Here is an 18,149-nt window from a genome sequence, read left to right as displayed (position 1 = left end):
TTCGTGATCTTCGGCTGGTTGGCGCTGGCGGTGATGGGTACGTTGACCCAGACCTTCTACAGCTTCACCAAGCTGATCAAGAACGATCTGTGCCCTGACCTGGCATAAACGATTGTTCCGTGTCTGATCGCGCTGCGCGTCGAACTCTTTTGCGGCGCGCATCGCATTTGACGATGGCCACTGTCGACAACACGTCGGCAGTGGCTTCGTTAATCATATTCCGTTAAAGATTAGGCTTCGTCGACCGCATTTCATCCGCGGGCTGTGCTTTCGCAGCACGATCAGGGATACGGGCTGCAGGCGAGCCGAAACGATCACACTAAACGCGTTGCGAGGGTTAATAAAATGGCGAGTGCAGTACCACCCAGCAGAAAACCGCACGTCAAATATTCGGGTTTGCTTCTCATCGCTTTCATCGTCGGTTTGTACTTTTTTCAGAACAAGGCGGTGATGCCGTTTGTTGAGGGCGTCGTGGAATCGGATGCGTTCGACGCATCTCCCGGCGAGATTGTGGAGAAAGATCGCAGTCAGCTCGCGCTATCGCACTGCGTCGAGTTCGTTCGCGACGATCTCGGGTTGGACCATGTCCTTCAATTCGGCACCGAGGAGTCAAAAGCCTGGGAAGTCGCTAGCGGCCGGTACCTCGTCAGTTCTTACGTTATCGAACAAGACGAATCTGGAAAGCAGGTTCGAAAGAATTTCGCCTGCAACGTGCAATACACGGGCGGCGACGAAATGGATCAGAACAATTGGACCCTGCAGGGTCTGGACATACGCGAGAGCTGATTCTTCGGGACAATGAGTGGGGTGGCAGGCCTGTCTCCCGGTCGGCCTGTCACTCCACTCTCATGTCTGTGCCTGAACTTGCCTGGTACGGGACATCACGGGTGCCCGCGATCGAGCGTGTTCAACGTCGCATCAGGCGACTAAAGTTTGATTGCACCGAAACCTGCGCCTTGTTAGCATCACGAGGCGTTGGCTGTCGCACCTCGGGGCGGTCAAGGCGGATAGTGCGGATGCGACTTGCAGCCAAGTCCGGAGCGAAGCGCCGCTTCGACGCAGTCCCGGTAGCAGGCCGCTTTCGGAACGCTCTACGTCCTCAGGCGGCCATGGAAGTAATAAAACAAAAATTATACCGCTGGTTGAAAATAGCCATCGGCGGCCCGCTCGGCATCCTGGCATGGAGTGTTTCGGGCGCCAGCGCGGTCGCTGTGTTGATCTGGGGAATCAAGACGGTCGCAATACCGCTGCTGATGCTGAAAACAGCGTCGTGGGGTATCTGGGGCATCGGTGTAATCAAGGAGTCGAAGACTCGCTCCGCCACGCCCTTCGAGCGAGACCTGGTCAAGAAGGCTTCCCGCCGATCCGAATAGTCAGATTGCACCGACGACACCTGAACCTGCGGCCTCAGGTCTGATGCAATCGCAGCCCCGCAGGCATGTGGGCGAGCGGTTTGCTCCACCCGATGAATGCGGTCAAAATTGGCGGTTATTTTCCACCCGCACCGAGTCGCCCCGAACCCCGTCATTCGCTCCAGATCGATGTCGCGTCCCCCCACCCTGTTCAGTTATCGGAAATTTTGGGCCCAACGTTTTGGTACGGCCTACCAACTGCCGATGACACGGCAGGAAATGGACGCGTTAGGCTGGGACGCCTGCGACATCATTCTGGTGACCGGCGACGCGTATGTCGATCATCCGAGCTTTGGCATGGCGCTCATCGGGCGTCTGCTCGAAGCTCAGGGTTTTCGTGTCGGCATCATCGCGCAACCGGACTGGCGGTCCGCCGCTGATTTTTCGAGACTCGGGCGACCCACGCTCTTTTTTGGGGTCACCGGCGGCAACATGGATTCCATGGTGAACCGCTACACCTCGGATCGCCGCCTGCGCTCCGATGATGCCTACACGCCCGACGGCCAAGCCGACGCCCGCCCCGACCGGTGCGTCACAGTTTATGCACAGCGATGCCGCGAGGCATTCAAGGATGTGCCGATCATCCTCGGTGGCATCGAGGCCAGCCTGCGACGGGTTGCACACTTCGACTATTGGTCGGAGAAGGTGCGACGTTCGGTCCTCGTAGATGCCAAGGCCGACCTGCTCGTCTTCGGCAACGGCGAACGCCCGATCGTCGAGATCGCGCACCGCCTAGCGTCTGGCGAAGCCATACGCAGCCTGACCGACATTCGTGGGACGGCCGTCGTCCTGCCGTGCGCGCCCGAGGGTTGGCGAGTTCTCGAACCGGCCGCGCCGCCACCGGGCACGCTGGCGCCGGTCGCTACCGACCCCTACGCCGAGACACCGGTCGCGTGCGCTACGGCATCTCCGGATGAGGGGTCGCGCGAAGCGGTCATACAGATCAAGCGGCGCCACCTCCGGACGGCGATCCGTCTGCCAGACTACACCGCGATCAAGGACGACACGCTGCTGTACGCCCATGCCTCCCGTTTATTGCACCTCGAAACCAATCCGCACAATGCCCGTCCGCTGATTCAGCGGCATGGGGATCAGGAGGTGTGGGTCAATCCGCCCGCATTCCCGCTGGAAACCGTGGAAATGGACGGCGTCTACGAGCTGCCGTATAGCCGGATGCCGCACCGTTCCTACGGCAACGCGAGGATCCCGGCGTTCGAGATGATCCAGCATTCGGTGACGATCATGCGGGGCTGTTTCGGCGGGTGCACCTTTTGCTCGATCACCGAACACGAAGGACGCATTATCCAGAATCGTTCGGAGGATTCGATCATCCGCGAGGTCGAAGCGGTTCGAGACACGTCACCCGCGTTCACCGGGGTCATCTCAGATCTGGGCGGCCCCACGGCCAACATGTACCGGCTGGCGTGCAAGAGTCCGGAAATCGAGCAGGCCTGCCGCCGGCTCTCCTGTGTCTACCCCGGAATCTGCCGGAATCTCAATACCGACCACGCACCGTTGATCCGGCTCTACCGGCGTGCACGGGCCCTGCCGGGCATCAAGAAGATTCTCATCGCGTCGGGGCTGCGTTACGACCTCGCAGTCACAGACCCCGAATATGTGAAGGAGTTGGTGACCCACCATGTCGGCGGTTACCTGAAAATCGCGCCCGAGCATACGGAATCCGGCCCGCTCTCCAAGATGATGAAGCCCGGTATTGGGTCCTATGACCGCTTCAAGTCGATGTTCGACCGCTACTCGCGTGAGGCCGGAAAGGAGCAATACCTGATCCCCTATTTCATTGCGGCGCACCCCGGCACCCGGGACGAGGACATGCTCGAGTTGGCGTTGTGGCTCAAGCGCAATGGCTTTCGAGCCGATCAGGTTCAGGCGTTCCTGCCGTCACCCATGGCCATGGCGACGGCCATGTACCGATCCGGCAAGAACCCACTGCACCGGATTTCGTCCGACAGCGAGTCGGTCTACATACCGCGCGGCCATCGACAGCGGCGGCTACACAAGGCATTTCTGCGCTACCACGACCCCAAGAATTGGCCGCTCCTGCGCGACGCACTGCGGCGGATGGGTCGAGCGGACCTGATCGGCAATGGCCAGAGACAATTGATTCCCGCCTGGCAGCCTGCTGAGCCGGGCAACGCGTCAGCGGCGCCGCGCGGATCCAAACAACCATTCCGCACGCAACACACGGGCCTCCCGGACCGCGTCAGGTCGAACAAGAAAGGCGCCGGCCGACACCGCACCGGGACCACCCGCACCCGTTAGCCCCCTGCAAGTCCCCGCACTGCGCCCCCGCCGGGAGCGCCCAACAAAAGAAGAGGATTGCCCTGCATGAAAGTCAGTCTGTTGACCGCTACGCAGAATGTCGAGAAGACGATGCCTTTCGTCTTCTATCGCTGGGTCGTCTTTCTCGCACTGGCATTCGGCTTCGTATTCGCGGCCCTCGCCGGAGCGGGAACGGCGATCGCCATGTTCTCGCTCAGCGCGAACCCGATGCTTTTCGCCAACCTCGGCGCCGTGGTCGGTTTCGTGGCGTTCGGCTGGCTCCTGCGCAATTTCTGGGGTAGCGTCGAAACGGCGGTCGTGACTCCCCATCTGCTACTGTTGGGAAAAGTCGTCAAGGGAGAGCTGATTCCGGCTGGCAAGGCTCAGCTGCAGTTTGCCAAGCAGACCACCGACGAATGCCTGCCCGTAAGGGTGCAGCCGCGCCAGCTGAACGCAAAGGTGAAGGCTACGTTACGTTCGTTGCCGCGGCTCGCCGGACTCTCCCTCGTGCCGCCAGTTCATCCGAGACTCGCACCGTTCATCGCATGGTTGACGGCGTCGATCAGTCGTGCGAACGCGGATGCCGTGATCGCTCGAATGGGGAACACCCGTGAACCGGGTCCCTGGCGCGTCGCGCAGCTTGGCATAATGAGACAGGCGCATGACCTCAAGACCTACGTGACGCAACGGGGCTATGTCGCCCTGGTCATGCTGATCGGTTGGATCGTCGCCTACGCAGTGCTGTTGATTCCCTGCCTCAAGATCGCTGCCGCGCTCCCCTTTCCCACAAGTTTCTGGCCCTATGTCGTCGCCGCTGTGCTGAGCTGGAACCTCAAGGCGTCCTTCCTCGACCCGATCGCCCAAGCGGCGATGATCCGTTTCGATCAGGAGATGGACCGGACCGAGCCCGGACCGGCCCTGGCGACCGGACTCATGGAATCGATTCCCGAGTTTCGCGAGATCGCCTCCGGTGCCGATGCACGAGGCTGAGCCCCGATGGCAGGCGATTTCCACCGTGTCACCTCAGGCAACGCGGCCTCAGGTGACGCTGCGGCCGCGTCATGCCCGGATTTGACTTTGGCCGCCGATCCGATAGATTTGACAAGCTTTACTTCAGGGTCTTACCCGATGCGTATCGAACAAGAAGCACTGACCTTCGACGACGTTCTTCTGGTGCCCGCCCACTCGGCCATCCTGCCTCGCGACGTGGCTCTGGAAACGCGTCTGACGCGCTCCATCTCGGTCAATATCCCGTTGCTCGCAGCGGCCATGGATACGGTGACCGAATCCCGCCTCGCGATCACGATCGCTCAGGAAGGCGGCATCGGCATCATCCACAAGAACATGTCGGTCGAGCGGCAAGCCTACGAAGTGCGCTGCGTCAAGAAGTACGAGAGTGGCGTCATCAAGGAACCGATTGCGGTGGGGCCGCAGACGACCATCCGCGAGGTCATGGAACTGACTCGCGAAAAGCGCATTTCCGGTGTCCCCGTCGTTGAAGGCGATGCGCTGGTCGGCATCGTGACCAGCCGCGACCTGCGCTTCGAAACCCGGCTCGACGAGCCGGTCACGAGGGCGATGACACCGAAGGAGAAACTCGTCACCGTGGTCGAGGGCGCCAGCAAGGAAGAAGCCATACGGCTGCTGCACCAGCACCGCATCGAGAAGATTCTGGTCGTCAACAAGGACTTCCAGCTGCGCGGCCTGATCACCGTCAAGGACATCCAGAAGTCGAAGGACTACCCCAAAGCCTGCAAGGACGATCAGGAACAGCTGCGTGTCGGAGCCGCGGTCGGGACCGGAGCCGGCACGGAAGAGCGCGTCGAGGCGCTGATCGAGGCCGGCGTGGACGTCATCATCGTCGATACTGCTCACGGCCATTCGCAAGGCGTCCTGGACCGCGTTGCCTGGGTCAAGCGGCACTTTCCCGCGGTACAGGTGATCGGCGGCAACATCGCAACCGGCGACGCCGCCCGCGCGCTGGTCGACGTCGGCGCGGATGCCGTAAAGGTGGGTATCGGCCCGGGCTCGATCTGTACGACCCGGATCGTCGCCGGCGTGGGGATCCCACAGATCACGGCCGTTTCCAATGTGGCTGCGGCGCTGGAAGGCAGCGGCGTACCGTTGATCGCTGACGGCGGCATCCGCTACTCGGGCGACGTCGCTAAGGCACTCGCCGCAGGCGCGCATACGGTCATGATCGGAAGCCTTTTCGCCGGCACCGAGGAAGCGCCCGGCGAAGTGGAACTGTATCAGGGACGCTCCTACAAGTCCTATCGCGGCATGGGTTCGCTGGGCGCGATGTCGCAGCAGCAGGGATCCAGCGACCGCTATTTCCAGGAATCGGCTGAAGCCGAAAAACTCGTTCCGGAAGGGATCGAAGGCCGGGTGCCGTACAAGGGCACGCTTGGGGCGATCGTGCTGCAATTGCTCGGCGGCGTCCGGGCAGCGATGGGCTATACCGGTTGCCGCACCATCGAGGAACTGCGGACCAAAGCCCGCTTCGTGCGCATCACCAGCGCCGGCATGCGCGAAAGCCACGTCCACGATGTGGCCATCACGAAAGAGGCGCCGAACTACCGCCTCGACTGATCGATCCACCGCCTTCCCGCGCACTTCATGTCCAACATCCATCAACACCGGATCCTGATCCTGGATTTCGGTTCGCAGTACACGCAGTTGATCGCCCGCCGCATACGCGAGATCGGGGTCTACTGCGAAATCCATGGCCACGCTGCCAGTGAGGCGGCGATACGCGAATTTTCCCCGCGCGGCATCATCCTGTCGGGAGGACCCGAAACCGTGCTCGGTGCCGACGCCCCGTGTGCCGCCGACGCCGTGTTCGACCTCGGCGTTCCCGTGCTTGGCATCTGCTACGGTATGCAGACCATGGCGCAGCAACTCGGGGGTACCGTCGAGGCCGCAGCCCACCGCGAATTCGGGTATGCGCAGGTGCGCGCCCGCGGGCATTCGCAGCTACTGCGCGACATCGAAGATCACGCAACACCCGAGGGTTATGGCCTGCTCGATGTGTGGATGAGCCATGGCGATCAGGTCGCGGTCTTGCCGCCCGGCTTCAAACTGATCGCCAGCACCGATACCGCGCCCATCGCCGGCATGGCCGATGAGTCGCGGGGCTTCTACGGCGTGCAGTTTCACCCCGAAGTCACACACACGCGCCAAGGCAAACGACTGCTCGAACGCTTCGTCAAGGAAATCTGCGCCTGCGACACACTGTGGACTGCCCGCAACATCGTCGACGACAGCGTCCGTACGATCTGTGAACGCGTCGGCAACGACCAGGTCATCCTGGGCCTGTCTGGCGGCGTCGATTCATCCGTCGTTGCGGCCTTGCTGCACAAGGCAATCGGCGATCGCCTCATCTGCGTTTTCGTCGATACCGGCTTGCTGCGTCTGAACGAAGGCGATCAGGTCATGGCGACCTTCGCCCAGCACATGGGGGTGCGCGTCGACCGCGTCGACGCCGAGGAGACCTTTCTTTCGGCGCTGGCCGGGGTGGAGGATCCCGAGCAGAAGCGAAAAATCATCGGCCGCCTTTTCGTCGAGATCTTCGAAGCGGAATCCGCCAAGTTCGCAACCGCCCGCTGGCTCGCACAAGGCACGATTTATCCGGACGTGATCGAGTCGGCCGGCACACCATCCGGCGGCGCGCACGTCATCAAGTCGCACCACAATGTCGGCGGTCTGCCCGAGCGCATGAACCTCAAGCTGCTCGAACCGCTCCGCGAACTCTTCAAGGACGAGGTACGGCAGGTCGGTCTGGAACTCGGGCTGCCCTACGACATGGTATTCCGACACCCGTTTCCCGGACCCGGCCTTGGCGTCCGCATCCTCGGCGAGGTCCGGAAGGAGTATGCCGACCTGCTGCGCCGTGCCGATGCGATCTTCATCGAGGAACTCGTCAAACACGACCTCTATGCCAAGGTGAGCCAGGCCTTCGCGGTGTTTCTGCCGGTGAAATCCGTTGCCGTCATGGGTGACGGCCGGCGCTACGACTATGTGATCGCGCTGCGCGCGGTCGAAACCATCGATTTCATGACCGCGCGTTGGGCCCATCTGCCCTACGAATTCCTCGACATCGTCTCGCGCCGGATCATCAACGAAACCCGCGGTATTTCACGGGTCACTTACGACATTTCCGGAAAGCCGCCGGCGACGATCGAGTGGGAATAGGCATTCCGGTTACGTCCACGATCGAGACGGACGACGAATTGTGGATGGCCCGGGCGCTCCAACTCGCGCACTGCGCCGAGGCCCTGGGTGAGGTTCCGGTGGGCGCGGTGCTGGTCAGGGAGGGCCGGGTCGTCGCCGAGGGCTTCAACACACCGATCCAACTCTCCGACCCCACGGCCCATGCCGAAATCGTGGCGTTGCGGGAAGGCGGCCGGCGCGAGGGCAATTACCGGCTCGTCGGTTGCACACTCTATGTGACGCTGGAGCCCTGCGTCATGTGCATGGGCGCCATTCTGAATGCCCGGCTGGAGCGCCTCGTCTTCGGCGCGACGGATCCGCTGCGCGGCGCCGTCTGCAGCCAGTTGCAACTGACCGACGCAAGCTTCGCGAATCACCGCGTCGCGTACCGCGGCGGGGTCCTGGCCGAAGCTTGCGGGCAGGTGCTCAGGAATTTCTTTCAGACCCGGAGATAGCTTCCCGGGACACATACTCCAGACTGCGGACGCCGCCCGGCACTACTCTCCCATCTGCAACAAGAGACCGCGCTTCCGGGCGATGTGAAAGCCGAGCAACAGCACGCCCACGCCCAGCCCGAGATAGGTCACGTTCAGACCCACGGCGGCCCAGAAATGATCCGCAGAAAAATGGTGTTCCTGCATCGTTGCCCGCATGCCTTCGAAAACATGCGCGGAGGGCAGCGATAGAGCAATACCCTGAAGCCAGTCCGGCAGCGTCGAGATCGGATAGTAGATTCCGCTCAGCGGCGCGAAGGCGAAGATGATTGCCCAGGCCAGGCCTTCCGCCCCCAGGCCCCAGCGCAGCACCATTGCAACGACCATCAGCCCGATGGACCAGCCCATGACGATCAGGTTGACGAAGAATGCGAGCAGCGGCAACCCCAGGTCGAAGATCGAGTACTCGTACAGGAGGATTGCCAGTCCGGCCGCGGCCCCGACGCCGATCAACGTCCGCAGCATGCTGATGACCAGCAACGCCAGTATCAGTTCGATCGGCCGCAATGGGCTGACGAACAGATTGCCCAGATTGCGCGAATACATCTCCTCGAAGAAGGGCAGCGCAACCCCGAGTTGCGCGCGAAACAGCACATCCCACAACAGCACGGCAGCGATCAGCAGTCCCGAGGCCTCGGCTAGCCAATTCCCCTGTCCGACCAGGAATTTGCTGATCAGTCCCCACAAGATCATCTGCACGGTTGGCCAATAGGCCAGCTCCAGCAAGCGCGGCCATGAGCTCTGCATCAGGTACAGGTACCGGACGATCAGGGCCAACACCCTGCGGCTGGCGCCAATCATCGCGCTGCTCCCTCAGCTTGGCGTTCATCGCCGCGCGCAATATCGATGAAGACTTCCTCCAGATTGGACCGTCCATAGCGCTGCAGCAACGAGGCTGGCGTGCCACGGTCAACGATGCGCCCCGTTCTCAGCATGACGACATCGTCGCACAGCCGCTCGACCTCGAACATATTGTGCGATGCGAGCAGCACCGTGGCTCCGGTTCGGCGTTGGTAGTCGCTGAGCCAGCCGCGGACGCGGTCCGCCGAGGCCGGATCCAGGGATGCCGTCGGTTCGTCCATCAGCAGCACCCGCGGCTCGTTGATCAGCGACTTCGCCAGCGATACGCGGGTCTTCTGTCCCGCCGACAGGGAACCGTACTTGCGCTGCCAGATTTCATCGAGATCGAAGGTCCGCGCCACTTCGCGCAGGCGCTCGCGCCGGCGACGGATGCCGTACAGGCGAGCGTAAACGTCGAGGTTTTGCGCCACCGTCAGCCGGTGCGGGAGATCGACATAAGGCGACGTGAAATTCATTGAGGGCAGCACGGCATGCCGATGCCGGATCACATCCGTGCCGAGGATCCGCACCTCGCCGGAGGTGGGCAATAGCAGCCCCAGCAGTATCGATAGCGTGGTCGTCTTGCCGGCGCCGTTGCCGCCGAGAAGGGCACAGGTTCCTCCTGCCGGCACGCTGAACGAAATCCCGTCCACTGCATCGACCTGTTTGTACTGCTTTCGCAGTTCGCGCACGATGATCGCGTGTTCCATCACGGCTCCAACGTTATCCCTTTTAGCGGCTCAGCGGCGCGTGTAACGGTGCTTCACTCCGGCAGGAAAGTACTCCGGGTCTTCGAAGCTTCGAAGCGTCACCGTCGGCCATTGTCGTTCGAGCGGGACGTAGTTGGCAAACTCGCTGTTGATCCGCCGCAGTTCGCGCTGGACCGACCCGGCGAGCCCGGCAACATCGACGGCAGCGGGATCGATGCCCGGCGCAAGCTCGACGACCAGGCTGAGGAAAGTGTCGCCCGTTGCGGCTTCGGGGACCTGCAACACGAACTTGCCGGTCAACCACCTGGCGAATTCCGGGGCTTCCAGGCCGACCGTGACGTTCTCGGGGTAGATATTGGCGCCGTAGAACGACACGGTGAAGTCCGCTCGGCCGAAGACATAGACGAAGGGCAACGGGCGCGCCGACCCATCCGCAGGAAAACCGAAGTCTTCGAGCAGCGGTGCGCCAAAGTCGCTGAGCCGGGCTCGCATCTCGTCGAAACCGACCAGGCCACCCCGGTCGGCAATATGGTACCGGACCAGCGGTACGCCACCGTCGCCGCTCACGACCAGGGTATTGTCGTAGGTCTCGAAATAGCGGCTGACCGGATCGTATTGCACCAGCGTCGGCAGTCGCGACTCGCCGAACAGCTCCCGGGCCGCGGCGGGATGAGCGGCAAAAAAGCGGCGGATCGCGATGCTCAGCGGCGTCTCGTTGCCCAGCACACCCCCGTCAGCGGTGCCGTAGAGCGACGCAGTGGATCGGCACGGGTCGACTCCACCCGCGCGGGCACAGACCAAGGCGCGCCACTCCTCGCTGAACACTTCGCCCGCGAATACCATCCGGATGTTGTACGCGGCCCAGTCGACCCCCGCGGCCTTGCCGGCATCGAGCACATCCTTCACAAAGGGCGGATAGCCCAGCAATACCGTCTGGTCGAAATGCGGTGCCAGTTCCTCGACGACCCGGAAAATCTCATCCTTCTTGTTGCCGGGTGTCGCGACGGTGATCGGATAACCCTTCTGTGCGAGTAGCCAGAGGCACGAGGTGGTGTAGATACCGCCGACCCAGTTGCCCAGCGCGAAGCAGACGATCGCCAAGGTGCGACGCCGGTGCGCGTCGAAGCCGTCTCTGAAGACCTGTTCGAAACGTACGGCAACGTCGTGCTCCAGCGCAGCGGAACGCGGCCAGAATGTGGGACGCCCCGTGGACCCGGTGGATACCGCGACCCGATCGAAGACGCTCAACTCACCGCCCCAGCAGCGCGCGGGCAGCGGGTAGCGCTGCATGTAGCCCGGCTTCGTCATCAGCGGCAGCCGCGCAAAGTCTGCGTCCGTGCGCGGCGCGGTGGGATCCACACCGTGGCTGCGCAGAAACTCCCGGTAGGCCGGCACCTTGTCGATGGCGGCGGCCGCCAGTGCCGCCGCCCCGGCAGCGCCCGCGCTCTCGGTATGACCCGCAAGCAGTGCGTCGAGCGACTCGGTCAGAAAGGTGCTGGGCATTGCGATCGCCGTCCTGAGAACTGCCATGGTCCGGACATCGTCTGTCGGCGGGCCGCCATTCCATTACCGACATTCGGAGAAAACCAAAGCGGTAGCAGAAGAAAACGCCAAGGTTCCCGGAGCGGAAGATTGTATCTCATCCGTCGAACCACACTCAGCGCGCGAGGTATCGAGCTCATGGCGCTGCATAGCTCGCGCGCTAACGCAAGAGCCTGCCCTATCGGCGGCCGAAGTTGCAACCCGCACATCGGCGTCGACGCCTTTTGCGTTAAACTTGTGTCCCGCTTGAGAGGTCGACGTGTCCAGGGCCGGACGGACTTCCCATCGATCATCAAGCGGCATCGAAGCTACGTGGCCCCGCGTCGGCACCATCGCCCCTTTGGGGCGGATACCCCCTTAGACGGTCCCATCAATGCCTTCCTGTTCCTGAAGAAGATGCGTGAGACATTCATTGCTCCGGCAGGCTTGCCCACCGTGCGAAGGGCTCCGTCACCCGTCCCGGATCGATATGCCGGACCGACCGTTCCCGGTTTTGCCGCCGCCCGGGCCGTGGGCCTATTGCTGCTGCTGTTGGTCGGCATCAGCGCCCTGCCCCGGTTGGCACTGGCCCAGACCAGCCTGGGCGGAGCGATCACCGCGCCGATGCTGCTGGCGCAGTATGACGACGAGGACGACGACGAGGACGACGACGATGGGGACTACGGGGCCGGCAGTGCATCGCAACCACGCGCCTACACGCCTCCCGCACGGAACTATCACTACGATACTTACCGCGCCCCCCAGCGCGCTGCGCCGCACCGCGCCAAACGACACCCTCCAGCCCGGAAACCGGTACATCGATCCCGATCGACGCGCCATGTCGCAGCACCCCACCGCGCCCGGGCCCATCACGCGCAGCGGCCTCATCGGACCACGCGCGGGCGCTTGACCCGGCATCGGCCTGCGCAGGCTCACGCCAGCCAGCGTCACGCGCACGCCGCCCATCGCCACGCGCGGTCTCGCGCTGCCGTACGGCCGGCATCGCACCGCAGCGCAACGCGGCATGCTGCGCGACGACACACCGCGGCGACCCACTATCGGGGTAAGGCGAGCCATCGTAAGCCGGTCGCGTCGCGATCGCATTCGAACCATCGCGCATCGCTCAAGAAATCCGGCCAGCATCGAGCGGCCCGACACGGCTCGTCTCGGCGCTACACGCAGCAAGGAAGGCATAGCCACTCGCGGCAGCGGGACAAGCGGAATGTCGCGCCACAGAGCCGAAGGGCTCACACCAAGAGCACGCGGCGCTCTGCAAGCGCGTCGAAAGCACGCGCGCGCGACCGCGCGACGGGACAGCGACGGCCCGCGCGTCATGGTCACACGGCCGCCGGCAAGGCGAGACCCGCCGCGCACACCAAATCCACTCGCTCGGCAAAGCCAGGCCATTGGAAGCGCCGGGGGCAGTTAAACCCATCGCCAAAATCCCGCGCCAAAGCTCCGGGCCGGCCATCGCGCCACACTGCCGCACGCAGCGGCGGCCGCAGCCCTTCAGCGGCGAAGAGCAGACGAACCCGCACGACGGCACGCTCATCGAGCCGCTCGCGGGCGAAGGGTAAACAACGCGCCCGTCGATGACGGCAGATGACTCGCCCCTGAAGGTTCAGGAATTCTGTAGCTCGATGACCCCGTTGACCGTGACCGTCCGCTGCGCGGCGGGGGGCAGCCGCCTCCATGATCATTGCTCGCGCGCGCATAGACCGGTAGCGGCGAGGAGTCGCCCGCATCGACCTGCAGCGTAACGATGCGGTAACCGCTTCGGCCCAATTCTCGGGTGACTAGATCGGCCCGCTGCTGAAAGGCCTTCAATGCCGTTGCGACCAGGCTATCGTCGACCTCCCGCATCCGCTCCTGCGAGACCTGATACGCGATTGATTCCAGGCTCAGGTTGCGCTGCAACTCTCCCAGCAATGATCCAAGCAAGGCGCCATCCCGGCATTCCAGTCGGAGCGACTGCCGGACCCGCCAGCCGCTCACCCGGGCCTTCTGATAGATCACCTCCGACCGATAATCCAGCGTCTGTGCCGAGATCCCCGGAACCCGTTGCGCACCTTGGAGGGCTTTCGCTACCGATTGATTGACCTCATTTGCCAGCGGTGCAGCCACCGGTCCCTCCAGTTTGCAAAACAGCAACGCCACGAGCATATCGTTCGGTGCTTCCGCTGAAGCCGAAGCCCTTAACTCAGCGTGGCCATAGCTCAAGGCCCCCTCCCTCTTCTCGGCACATTCACTGCCCCTGTCCCCAAGGGCAATGAACAGGGCCCAACCCAGTCTCCTCAAACTCACACCATGCCTTAGGCTGACGTCTGCAACGCGCAGCACCGTTGCGGGCCAGGCAGCCAACCCGTCACTGACAGACGAGGACGGCTGCCCGCCCGGCTCCCCTCGAATCAAATACCCAGGGCTTGGAGTACCGGGAGCGACCGCCGGCAAGTCAGGAGCCGTGGCTGCGACAACGCCATTCCACAACCGGTTTGCACGGTCGTGCCGCTTTCCCCAGAACATCCTCTTTACGCGAGAGCCTGGTGTTTTTGCGAACTTTTTACTCGCAACTGACTTAACCAGCTCCGCGTCGGCAGCGTCCGCATGGGTCCTACCAACTGACATCGCTTTGTGATTGCCGCATACCCGGCCACGTCGGGCGAGCCGCGACAACCTCCGAAAAGGTGACCTCATGGACCTGATTTTCCTCACGCTGTTGGCTGTCTTCGCCGCGCTGACGGCAGCGCTGATCTATGGCTGCGACCGCCTGCAGAGAACGCCATGAACCTGCTTTACATCGCTTGCGGCGGCCTGGCGCTCGCCTTGTTTGTTTACCTGGTCGTAGCCCTCTTCTTCCCGGAGAAATTCTGATGACTGCCAACAGTGTGTTGCAGATCACGGTGTACGTCCTGGGGCTGCTGGCCTGCGCCAAGCCGCTGGGCGGCTACATGGCGCGCATCTACGAGGACCGGCCTGCCGGCTTGAACCGTTGGCTTGCACCGGTCGAGCGCCTGATTTACCGCCTGTGCTCGGTCAACCCGGCGGTCGAAATGCGCTGGAACGACTACACCGTGGCCTTGTTGCTGTTCAACCTGTTCGGACTGCTGGCGGTATTCGCGCTGCAGCGCCTGCAGGGCGTGCTCCCGCTGAATCCGCAGCACCTGCCCGGCATCAGCCCGGATTCCGCCTTCAATACCGCGGTGAGCTTCGCGACGAACACCAATTGGCAGGGCTACGGCGGCGAGACCACGATGAGCTACCTGACACAGATGCTGGGGCTGACGGTGCAGAACTTCGTCTCTGCAGCAACCGGGATGGCAGCGCTGGTTGCATTGACCCGCGGGTTCGCGCGTCGCAACGCCGACACGATCGGCAATTTTTGGGTCGACCTGACCCGCAGCACACTGTACATCCTGCTGCCGCTCGCGACCGTGCTGGCCTTGGTGCTGGTAAGCCAGGGCGTGGTCCAGACCTTCAGTCCCTACCGTACCGTGGCACTGACCCAACCGGTGACCTACGAGCAAGCAAAACTGGGCGACGACGGCCAGACGCTGAAGGACGCGGCCGGAAATGCGGTTAACGAGCCGGTTGAAGTCAGGGAGCAGACGCTCGCCGTCGGACCGGCCGCTTCACAGATCGCGATCAAGCAACTCGGCACGAATGGCGGCGGCTTCTTCAACGTTAACTCGGCGCACCCGTTAGAGAACCCGACGCCGCTGTCGAATTTCCTCGAGATGCTGGCGATCCTGCTGATCCCCGCGGCGCTTTGTCACACCTTCGGTGTGCTCATCGGCGACACCCGGCAGGGCTGGGCAATCCTGGCGGCGATGACGGTGGTTTTCCTCACGCTGATCTTCGTCATCGTCCCGCTGGAACAGGCTGGCAATCCCGCCCTCAGCGCCCTCGGTGTCGACCAGATGGCCTCGCTGGCCGATGAGACCCCGGAGGGGCGCAGCATCGTGGTCCTCGCCAAGCAGAAGTACGGGCTCCGCGAACGCGACATACATGCATTGGGCGCGACCTTCGTGCATTTCACGGCGCAGACGCGCATGAGTGGCGTCAATCTGGAGGGACGGCAAATCCGCAAGGGCGCTGCGGACGCCGTCAGTGCCCATGTACTGGAACTCGGCGGTACGTTTCCACGCCAGATCCAGTCCCTGGTGGATGACGTGGCACGCCGCGGCAGCACGCCGCTCGTGGTCGCCGACGGTGCCCGGGCGCTGGGTGTCATCGAACTCAAGGACATCGTCAAGGGCGGCATCAAGGAGCGCTTTGCCGAACTGCGGCAGATGGGGATCAAGACCATCATGATCACCGGCGACAACCGCCTTACGGCCGCCGCGATCGCAGCCGAGGCCGGCGTCGACGATTTCCTGGCCGAAGCGACCCCGGAAGCCAAGCTCAACCTGATCCGGAAGCACCAGGAGGATGGCCGGCTGGTGGCGATGACCGGCGACGGCACCAATGATGCTCCGGCGCTGGCCCAGGCCGACGTCGCCGTGGCGATGAACACCGGCACCCAGGCCGCCAAGGAAGCGGGCAATATGGTCGACCTCGACTCGAATCCGACCAAGCTGATCGAGATCGTCGAGACCGGAAAGCAGATGTTGATGACACGCGGCGCACTGACTACGTTCAGTATCGCCAACGACGTCGCCAAGTACATCGCGATCATTCCGGCGGCGTTCGCCATCACCTATCCCGCGCTGGGAGTCCTTAACGTGATGGGGCTTGCGACGCCGGCCAGTGCGATCCTGTCCGCCGTGATCTTCAACGCGCTGATCATCGTCGCATTGATCCCCCTGGCCTTGAAAGGCATCCGCTACCGCCCGGTCGGAGCCGCGCAACTACTGCGTACCAACCTGTTGATCTACGGGTTGGGCGGACTGATCGTGCCGTTCATCGGAATCAAGGCGATCGATATGCTGCTGGTCAGCGTAGGGCTCGTTTAATTCTTGGGCCAACACCGCCGTCCGGGCAACCCGCCGGGTCGGCGCCGGAGAGAATGCCATGTATCGACACTTGAAACCCGCGATCCTGATGCTGCTGGTCTGGACGTTGCTGACGGGAACCATCTACCCGACCGCCGTGACCGGCCTCGCCTACCTGCTCTTCCCGGAACAGTCGGAAGGCAGCCTCTTACTGGGCCCGGACGGCGAGCCGTCCGGTTCGCGGCTGATCGGCCAGCCCTTCAGCGATCCCAAATACTTCTGGGGGCGCCCTTCGGCAACTGCACCCTATCCTTACAACGCGGCCGCATCCAGCGGTAGCAACCTCGGGCCGAGCAACCCCGCATTGGTGCAAGCGGTGAGCGCACGTGTCGCCGCGCTGCACGCCACCGATCCGGGCAACTCAACGCCTATCCCCGTGGATCTGGTGACCGCGTCGGGCAGCGGTCTGGATCCGCACATCAGTCCCGCAGCTGCCGCCTACCAGTTGCCACGGGTAGCTAAACAACGCGGCCTACCTGTCGCCGCACTGCAGGAATTCGTAGAGCGGCACGTCGAGTCCAGACAATTCGGTATTCTTGGGGAAGCACGCGTCAACGTGCTCGAACTCAACCTCGCACTCGACCGCTCGACCCCGTTGAAGCGTGTGCCCTGATTCGCTGCTGCGCCGAACCAGGGTCTACCCCCACCGCACTTGCCCTGTCCAATGAATCAGTTCGAACGCCCTGATCCCGACGTGTTGCTCGCCAAGGTCGAACGCGCTCAGGAGAAGGCGCGGGGCGGGCGGCTGAAGGTGTTCTTCGGTGCGGCAGCGGGCGTCGGCAAGACCTACACGATGCTGCAGGCCGCGCGCGAACGTCGCGCCGAGGGGATCGACGTCGTCGTCGGACTGGTCGAGACCCATGGCCGCAAGGAGACGGCTGCGCTGCTCGAAGGACTGGAGGTGCTGACGACGCGGATCGTCGAACATCGCGGTGCCCAGTTGCGCGAGTTCGATCTCGATGGGGCGCTGAAGCGCCGGCCCACCGTCATCCTGGTGGATGAACTCGCGCATACCAATGCCCCCGGTTCACGGCATCCGAAACGCTGGCAGGACGTCGATGAACTGCTCGAAGCCGGTATCAACGTCTACACGACCCTGAACGTCCAGCACCTGGAAAGCCTGAACGACGACGTCAGCCAGATATCCGGCATCCGGGTCTGGGAAACGGTCCCCGACACCGTGTTCGAAGCCGCCGACGAGGTCGAACTGGTGGACCTTCCGCCGGACGAACTGCTCATTCGTCTCAAGGAAGGAAAGGTCTATTTTCCGGAGCAGGCCCGGAGGGCCCTGGAGAACTTCTTCCGCAAGGGCAATCTGATCGCGCTGCGCGAACTGGCATTGCGTCAGACGGCAAGCCGCGTCGATGCCGAGATGCAGGATTACCGCGATGACCATGCCATCCGCGAGGTATGGCAAGTCAGCGAGCGCATCCTCGTCGCCATCGGTCCTACACCGCTGGCCGAGCGTCTTGTGCGCGCCGGCAAGCGTCTCGCGAGCGGCCTGAAGGCCGAGTGGATCGTGGTGTACGCCGAAACGCCACAGTTGCAGCGACTCGCCCCCGAGCGCCGGGACGGCATACTGCGCATGCTGCGCCTGGCCGAACAACTCGGCGCCGAGACCACCACCCTGTCCGGCCCCGAGATCAGCCAACTGCTGATCGATTTCGCCAACTAACGCAATGTAACGAA

15 protein-coding genes are annotated in these 18,149 nt (G+C 63.1%); 11 read left to right on the top strand and 4 right to left on the bottom strand.

The window, feature by feature from the left end; genetic code table 11:
• Window positions 1-264 precede the first annotated feature (264 nt).
• From ACW73L_RS14930 to tadA, 7 genes are all read left to right on the top strand, one after another.
• On the top strand, window positions 265-786 hold the full coding sequence (locus ACW73L_RS14930) for a hypothetical protein (protein ID WP_498923109.1): 522 nt from the start codon (window positions 265-267) through the stop codon (window positions 784-786).
• Window positions 787-1,142: 356 nt separating this feature from the next.
• Window positions 1,143-1,373 (top strand): hypothetical protein, encoded by a 231-nt coding sequence (locus tag ACW73L_RS14925; protein WP_498923107.1) that lies wholly within the window; start codon window positions 1,143-1,145, stop codon window positions 1,371-1,373.
• Window positions 1,374-1,541: 168 nt separating this feature from the next.
• The gene (locus ACW73L_RS14920; RefSeq protein ID WP_498923105.1) at window positions 1,542-3,692 is read left to right on the top strand and encodes a YgiQ family radical SAM protein; all 2,151 of its coding nucleotides are present in this window, start codon (window positions 1,542-1,544) and stop codon (window positions 3,690-3,692) included.
• A 66-nt stretch (window positions 3,693-3,758) separates the two neighbouring features.
• On the top strand, window positions 3,759-4,682 hold the full coding sequence (locus ACW73L_RS14915) for a hypothetical protein (protein ID WP_498923104.1): 924 nt from the start codon (window positions 3,759-3,761) through the stop codon (window positions 4,680-4,682).
• 138 nt (window positions 4,683-4,820) lie between these two features.
• Window positions 4,821-6,284, top strand: coding sequence for an IMP dehydrogenase (gene guaB, locus ACW73L_RS14910; RefSeq protein ID WP_498923103.1), 1,464 nt, complete (start codon window positions 4,821-4,823; stop codon window positions 6,282-6,284).
• A 27-nt stretch (window positions 6,285-6,311) separates the two neighbouring features.
• A complete protein-coding gene (gene guaA / locus ACW73L_RS14905; RefSeq protein WP_498923101.1) occupies window positions 6,312-7,886 on the top strand; it encodes a glutamine-hydrolyzing GMP synthase in 1,575 nt (524 codons plus the stop codon).
• On the top strand, window positions 7,877-8,359 hold the full coding sequence (tadA, locus tag ACW73L_RS14900; protein WP_498923099.1) for a tRNA adenosine(34) deaminase TadA: 483 nt from the start codon (window positions 7,877-7,879) through the stop codon (window positions 8,357-8,359). Before guaA ends, tadA begins: the two co-directional genes overlap by 10 nt.
• A 42-nt stretch (window positions 8,360-8,401) precedes the next feature.
• On the opposite strand, the gene ACW73L_RS14895 is transcribed toward tadA, so the two are convergent.
• From ACW73L_RS14895 to ACW73L_RS14880, 4 genes are all read right to left on the bottom strand, one after another.
• Complete coding sequence (locus ACW73L_RS14895; protein ID WP_129884093.1) at window positions 8,402-9,199, bottom strand: ABC transporter permease; 798 nt, start codon at window positions 9,197-9,199, stop codon at window positions 8,402-8,404.
• A complete protein-coding gene (locus tag ACW73L_RS14890; RefSeq protein ID WP_498923097.1) occupies window positions 9,196-9,948 on the bottom strand; it encodes an ABC transporter ATP-binding protein in 753 nt (250 codons plus the stop codon). The genes ACW73L_RS14895 and ACW73L_RS14890 overlap by 4 nt, the downstream gene beginning before the upstream one ends.
• A gap of 30 nt (window positions 9,949-9,978) precedes the next feature.
• A complete protein-coding gene (locus tag ACW73L_RS14885) occupies window positions 9,979-11,478 on the bottom strand; it encodes a phenylacetate--CoA ligase family protein (protein WP_498923095.1) in 1,500 nt (499 codons plus the stop codon).
• Between the two features lie 1,539 nt (window positions 11,479-13,017).
• Window positions 13,018-13,992, bottom strand: a complete 975-nt coding sequence (locus ACW73L_RS14880) for an SIMPL domain-containing protein (protein ID WP_498923093.1) — start codon at window positions 13,990-13,992, stop codon at window positions 13,018-13,020.
• A 258-nt stretch (window positions 13,993-14,250) separates the two neighbouring features.
• Between ACW73L_RS14880 and kdpF the strand changes: the two genes are divergently transcribed.
• The 4 genes from kdpF to ACW73L_RS14860 are packed head-to-tail and all read left to right on the top strand — an operon-like array spanning window position 14,251 to window position 18,135.
• Entirely contained in the window at window positions 14,251-14,340 is a 90-nt protein-coding gene (gene kdpF, locus ACW73L_RS14875; RefSeq protein WP_139558070.1) for a K(+)-transporting ATPase subunit F, read from the top strand.
• The gene (kdpB, locus tag ACW73L_RS14870; protein ID WP_498923091.1) at window positions 14,340-16,421 is read left to right on the top strand and encodes a potassium-transporting ATPase subunit KdpB; all 2,082 of its coding nucleotides are present in this window, start codon (window positions 14,340-14,342) and stop codon (window positions 16,419-16,421) included. Before kdpF ends, kdpB begins: the two co-directional genes overlap by 1 nt.
• Before the next feature lie 58 nt (window positions 16,422-16,479).
• Entirely contained in the window at window positions 16,480-17,073 is a 594-nt protein-coding gene (gene kdpC / locus ACW73L_RS14865; protein WP_498923089.1) for a potassium-transporting ATPase subunit KdpC, read from the top strand.
• Between the two features lie 51 nt (window positions 17,074-17,124).
• Entirely contained in the window at window positions 17,125-18,135 is a 1,011-nt protein-coding gene (locus tag ACW73L_RS14860; protein ID WP_498923087.1) for a KdpD family sensor histidine kinase, read from the top strand.
• Window positions 18,136-18,149 lie beyond the last annotated feature (14 nt).

The sequence above is a fragment of the Methylolobus aquaticus genome, assembly GCF_054172105.1.
The sequence above is the reverse complement of the archived record's forward strand: the minus strand, read 5'-3'. Positions and strand labels throughout refer to the sequence as shown.

What these genes read in the sequence shown, in the direction of transcription:
- ACW73L_RS14920 (WP_498923105.1), top strand. Translation starts at nt 1,542, where the DNA reads ATGTCGCGTCCCCCCACCCTGTTCAGTTATCGGAAATTTTGGGCCCAA.
- ACW73L_RS14915 (WP_498923104.1), top strand. Translation starts at nt 3,759, where the DNA reads ATGAAAGTCAGTCTGTTGACCGCTACGCAGAATGTCGAGAAGACGATG.
- guaB (WP_498923103.1), top strand. Translation starts at nt 4,821, where the DNA reads ATGCGTATCGAACAAGAAGCACTGACCTTCGACGACGTTCTTCTGGTG.
- guaA (WP_498923101.1), top strand. Translation starts at nt 6,312, where the DNA reads ATGTCCAACATCCATCAACACCGGATCCTGATCCTGGATTTCGGTTCG.
- ACW73L_RS14895 (WP_129884093.1), bottom strand. Translation starts at nt 9,199, where the DNA reads ATGATTGGCGCCAGCCGCAGGGTGTTGGCCCTGATCGTCCGGTACCTG.
- ACW73L_RS14890 (WP_498923097.1), bottom strand. Translation starts at nt 9,948, where the DNA reads ATGGAACACGCGATCATCGTGCGCGAACTGCGAAAGCAGTACAAACAG.
- ACW73L_RS14885 (WP_498923095.1), bottom strand. Translation starts at nt 11,478, where the DNA reads ATGGCAGTTCTCAGGACGGCGATCGCAATGCCCAGCACCTTTCTGACC.
- ACW73L_RS14880 (WP_498923093.1), bottom strand. Translation starts at nt 13,992, where the DNA reads ATGTTCTGGGGAAAGCGGCACGACCGTGCAAACCGGTTGTGGAATGGC.
- kdpF (WP_139558070.1), top strand. Translation starts at nt 14,251, where the DNA reads ATGAACCTGCTTTACATCGCTTGCGGCGGCCTGGCGCTCGCCTTGTTT.
- kdpB (WP_498923091.1), top strand. Translation starts at nt 14,340, where the DNA reads ATGACTGCCAACAGTGTGTTGCAGATCACGGTGTACGTCCTGGGGCTG.
- kdpC (WP_498923089.1), top strand. Translation starts at nt 16,480, where the DNA reads ATGTATCGACACTTGAAACCCGCGATCCTGATGCTGCTGGTCTGGACG.
- ACW73L_RS14860 (WP_498923087.1), top strand. Translation starts at nt 17,125, where the DNA reads ATGAATCAGTTCGAACGCCCTGATCCCGACGTGTTGCTCGCCAAGGTC.